Source organism: Burkholderia stagnalis (assembly GCF_902830275.1).
GTDB lineage: Bacteria > Pseudomonadota > Gammaproteobacteria > Burkholderiales > Burkholderiaceae > Burkholderia > Burkholderia stagnalis.
Window position 1 is genome coordinate 1 of sequence record NZ_CADESW010000052.1, and the last position, 4112, is coordinate 4112.

At 62.5% G+C, this 4112-nt stretch carries 6 protein-coding genes and 1 rRNA gene; 5 read left to right on the forward strand and 2 right to left on the reverse strand.

The features are described from left to right. The first annotated feature begins 7 nt into the window (after window positions 1-7). From rrf to HWY45_RS36100, 4 genes are all read left to right on the forward strand, one after another. Window positions 8-120, forward strand: a 5S ribosomal RNA gene (rrf, locus tag HWY45_RS36085). A 173-nt stretch (window positions 121-293) separates the two neighbouring features. Next, window positions 294-698, forward strand: a complete 405-nt coding sequence (cueR, locus tag HWY45_RS36090; protein WP_059563509.1) for a Cu(I)-responsive transcriptional regulator — start codon at window positions 294-296, stop codon at window positions 696-698. A gap of 217 nt (window positions 699-915) precedes the next feature. Beyond that, the gene (locus HWY45_RS36095; protein ID WP_081059564.1) at window positions 916-1062 is read left to right on the forward strand and encodes a DUF3563 family protein; all 147 of its coding nucleotides are present in this window, start codon (window positions 916-918) and stop codon (window positions 1060-1062) included. A gap of 113 nt (window positions 1063-1175) precedes the next feature. Beyond that, complete coding sequence (locus HWY45_RS36100; RefSeq protein ID WP_059563510.1) at window positions 1176-1547, forward strand: hypothetical protein; 372 nt, start codon at window positions 1176-1178, stop codon at window positions 1545-1547. Between the two features lie 16 nt (window positions 1548-1563). On the opposite strand, the gene HWY45_RS36105 is transcribed toward HWY45_RS36100, so the two are convergent. Then, the gene (locus HWY45_RS36105) at window positions 1564-2409 is read right to left on the reverse strand and encodes a 23S rRNA (adenine(2030)-N(6))-methyltransferase RlmJ (protein ID WP_059563511.1); all 846 of its coding nucleotides are present in this window, start codon (window positions 2407-2409) and stop codon (window positions 1564-1566) included. Between the two features lie 112 nt (window positions 2410-2521). Further along, window positions 2522-3493, reverse strand: coding sequence for a potassium channel beta subunit family protein (locus HWY45_RS36110; protein WP_059883645.1), 972 nt, complete (start codon window positions 3491-3493; stop codon window positions 2522-2524). Window positions 3494-3648: 155 nt separating this feature from the next. Between HWY45_RS36110 and HWY45_RS36115 the strand changes: the two genes are divergently transcribed. Next, the coding region (locus HWY45_RS36115) for an SDR family NAD(P)-dependent oxidoreductase (RefSeq protein WP_176118468.1) at window positions 3649-4112 on the forward strand (464 nt) is incomplete at its 3' end.

Sequence of the window (4112 nt, forward strand, 5' to 3'; positions counted from 1 at the left end):
CTCTTTGCCTGATGACCATAGCGAGTCGGTCCCACCCCTTCCCATCCCGAACAGGACCGTGAAACGACTCTACGCCGATGATAGTGCGGATTCCCGTGTGAAAGTAGGTAATCGTCAGGCTCCCTAAGCCAAGAACCCCCGCCTAACCGGCGGGGGTTTTTGCATTTGCGGCACCGAAATGTGATCGAGTCCGGAACGCGCGGGCACGATTTGATACGATCGACATGCGGTCGAAGAACGTCCCGCACGGCAGTCCGGACATCGGAAATCAGTACTCGACGAGAGGGCGTTGAATGAACATTGGTGATGCCTCGCGCGAATCCGGAGTCAGCACGAAAATGATCCGGTACTACGAACAGGTTGGACTGCTGACGCCGGCCAAACGTAGCGACGCCGGCTACCGGATCTACGGCGCAGACGAAATTCATGTGCTGCGCTTCATCCGCCAGGCCCGGCGCCTCGGCTTTCTCGTCGAAGATATTCGCAAGCTGCTGATGCTCTGGCAGGACCGGTCCCGCGCCAGCGCGGAAGTGAAGTCGATCGCGCTCGAGCATGTGGCCGAACTTGATAAGCGCATCGCCGAATTGACCGACATGCGCGATACCCTCGCAGACCTGGCTGCACATTGTCACGGCGACGGCCGGCCGGAATGCCCGATCTTGGCGCGTCTTGCCGACCCCGTCTCCGAACCAGAATAGTGCGCACCTTCGAGTGGGTCAACGGACGAGATTTCGAGATGTCAATGAAATCAAAGGGTTGCGTGAGCTGTCTGATGAACTATTCCAATTTGGAATGGCATCCATGCAAGCATTTCACTGGCATCTTGATGGGGCATCGCTATAATTCGGGATAACCCTATACGGGAAATCCCTGAACACCGTTTCGCCAGGGGTCGCCCCTTCCTTGGAGAACATCATGATCGCCTATATCGTTGAAAAGCTGAGCACCTGGTTCGAATCCGCAGAGCGTGAGCGCCGTGAAGCCTACCTCGCGACGTCGTCGGACGTCGTCCAGCTCGAGCAGCGCATCCGCTCGCTCGAGACCAACGGCTACTCGCTGTAACCGGCAGCGCCGGCAGGCGCCGATGGCGCCGATAAAAAAGCAAGCCCCGTATTGACGGGGCTTTGTTTTTTGCGCGTCGGGCTCTGGCAGAGCCGGCCACTTGGCGTTATGGTATGGGCCTGATTTTTTACCAGAAGGGCAAAATCATGCGCTTGCGTATCGATGTGCAGGGCGTTTCACGCATGCGTGCGGGTTTGGCCGGAGCGTTGCTCGTTCACGCGCTGGCCGGCTACGCGGCGACGGCATCTCAGCCGTTGATTCTCGACACACAGCGAGGCATCCAGGACGGAAAGGGCGGGCTGCTCCTGCAGACCGCGCCATTGTCGCGCGAACCGATCGTCGCGCCGGCAACCATGCGAACGCCGGTCGAGCAGACGCCGAATTCGTCCGTGCCGGTGTTTGTCGCGCCTTACATCCAGGTTCCGACATGGCCGGCACCACCGGCCGGTCAGCCGCGCCCGCTGTTGCAGCCGCGGCAGCCCTAAGCGATCGGGGCGATCCTCAGTTTCCGCGGTGCTCGATTCCGCATCGGGCGCCGCCGTCCTGACCGAGCGCTTCCACGAGGTAGGGCAGCGTCTCCCTCATGTCCTGCGCCAGCGTGTAGGGCGGATTCAGAATGAACATCCCGCTGCCATAGAGACCGAGTCCGTCTGCCGGCGGATTCGACACGGTTAGCGTCAGGTGCAGCCAGTTGCCCGGTTGCAGCCGTTTCAACTGCTCGGGAAACCGCTCCGATTCCGCGCGCGCCACCTGCGGATACCAGATCGCATAGCAGCCGGTCGCGAAACGCTTCAGGCATTCCGTCACGCATGTCACCGTCCGCGCGTAATCCTTCTTGTCCTCGTAGGAAGGGTCGATCAGCACGAGCGCGCGTCGGGGCGCCGGTGGCAGCAGCGCCTTGATGCCCTCGAATCCGTCGCCCGAAAAGATCATCGCGCGCCGGCCGGCGTCGCGGAAATTGTGGCGCAGCACATCGATTTCGGTGCTGTGCATCTCGAACAGCCGCATCCGGTCCTGTTCGCGCATCAACCGCCATGCGAGATACGGCGAGCCCGGGTAGTAGCGCAATTCGCCGTCGTCGTTCAGTGCGCGGACTTCGTCGAGATAGTCGGCCAGCACCGACGGCAGCTTCTCGTCATTCCACAGTTTGCCGATGCCCGTGTCGAACTCCGAGGTTTTCGCCGCATAGCCTTCGCGCAGCGAATACACGCCGGCGCCCGCATGCGTGTCGATATACCAGTACGACTTGTCTTTCTTGTTCAGGTAGCGAAGCAGCTGGACGACGACGGCGTGCTTGAGCACGTCCGCGTGGTTGCCTGCGTGAAAACCGTGACGATAACTGAGCATGGCGGGCTGCCTGGAACGGAGGGTGAATCGGTGAAAGCCTGTCGGGCGGGCGTGGCCGGCAAGCCGGGCGCCGACGCGGCCGCGTATTGTACGCGAGTGGCCGGCAATCGCCCTATTCGTACGCGGTGCCGACCAGATCCTCGATATGCTGTTTGACGTCCGGCGACAACTTCGTGACGACGTCGAGGGCACGCATGTTGTCGTCGATCTGCTCGATCCGGGACGCACCGGTGATGACCGAACTCACGCGAGGATTGGTCAGCACCCATGCAATCGCCAGCTGGCCGACGGTGCAGCCGAGTTCGGCGGCAATCCCGCCGAGCTTGTCGACGATATCGTTTCGGACCGGGTCGGTCAGTCGTTCACGCAGCCAGTCGTAGCCCTGGACTTCGGCGCGGCTGCCGGGCGGGACGCCGTGCCGGTACTTGCCGGTCAGCAGGCCCGACGCCAGCGGGCTCCACGTCGTCAGGCCGAGGCCGTAGTCGTCGTAGAGCCGCGCGTATTCCTGTTCGACCCGCGTGCGGTGAAACAGGTTGTATTGCGGCTGCTCGACGACCGGTTTGCGCAGGTGGTGCCGCTCGGCGATTTCGCATGCAGCTCGGATCTCGTCCGCGCTCCATTCCGACGTGCCCCAGTACAGCGCCTTGCCGCGCGCGATCATGTCGCTCATCGCCCACACGGTCTCTTCGATCGGCGTGTGCGGATCGGGGCGATGGCAATAGACGAGGTCGACATACTCGAGCTGCAGCCGCTGCAGCGACCCGTCGATCGCGTTCAGCAGGTATTTCCGGTTCAGCGTGTGGTACTGGTTCGGCGCTTCGGCAAGCCCCCAGAAGAACTTCGTCGACACGATATAGCTGACGCGCGGCCAGCCGAGCGACTTGATCGCGTGTCCCATGATGTCCTCGGACTTGCCGCCCGCATAGACTTCGGCATTGTCGAAGAAATTGACGCCGGCGTCGCGCGCGGCCGCGAGACATTCGCGCGCCACGCGCCGGTCGACCTGGTTGCCGTACGTAACCCATGACCCGAGCGAGAGCTCGCTGATCTGCAGGCCGGAGCGGCCGAGCCGTCGATAGTGCATGCATGTCTCCCGCGTGGCTGGTTCGACCTTAAGCTTAGACGTTTCAGGAGCGAATGGCGCAAGCGGATCATGCACAATAGCGGCTTGCCCGCCGGAGATCGCGCGCCCACGCGGCGGACCGGCGCTCAATTGACCAGAGATCGAAGGAGACGTGCATGGCAACGGATTTGAACGGCAAGGTGGCGGTGGTGACGGGCGCCGCAAGCGGCATCGGCAAGGAAATCGCGCTGGTACTGGCAAAGGCGGGCGCGGCGGTCGCGATCGCCGACCTGAACCAGGAGGGCGCGAACGCCGTCGCGGAAGCGATCAAGCAGGCGGGCGGCAAGGCGATCGGCGTCGCGATGGACGTGACCAGCGAGGAAGCCGTCAACAGCGGCATCGACAAGGTGGCCGAAACGTTCGGCTCGGTCGACATCCTCGTGTCGAACGCCGGCATCCAGATCGTGAACCCGATCGAGAACTATGCGTTCTCCGACTGGAAGAAGATGCAGGCAATCCACGTCGACGGCGCGTTCCTGACGACGAAGGCCGCGCTCAAGCACATGTACAAGGACGATCGCGGCGGCGTCGTGATCTACATGGGCTCGGTGCACTCGCACGAAGCGTCGCCGCTGAAGTC

Excerpts from the sequence above, each read along its gene's own strand:
- HWY45_RS36105 (WP_059563511.1), bottom strand. The coding sequence starts at position 2,409 with ATGCTCAGTTATCGTCACGGTTTTCACGCAGGCAACCACGCGGACGTG.
- HWY45_RS36095 (WP_081059564.1), top strand. The coding sequence starts at position 916 with ATGATCGCCTATATCGTTGAAAAGCTGAGCACCTGGTTCGAATCCGCA.
- HWY45_RS36110 (WP_059883645.1), bottom strand. The coding sequence starts at position 3,493 with ATGCACTATCGACGGCTCGGCCGCTCCGGCCTGCAGATCAGCGAGCTC.
- HWY45_RS36100 (WP_059563510.1), top strand. The coding sequence starts at position 1,176 with ATGGGCCTGATTTTTTACCAGAAGGGCAAAATCATGCGCTTGCGTATC.
- cueR (WP_059563509.1), top strand. The coding sequence starts at position 294 with ATGAACATTGGTGATGCCTCGCGCGAATCCGGAGTCAGCACGAAAATG.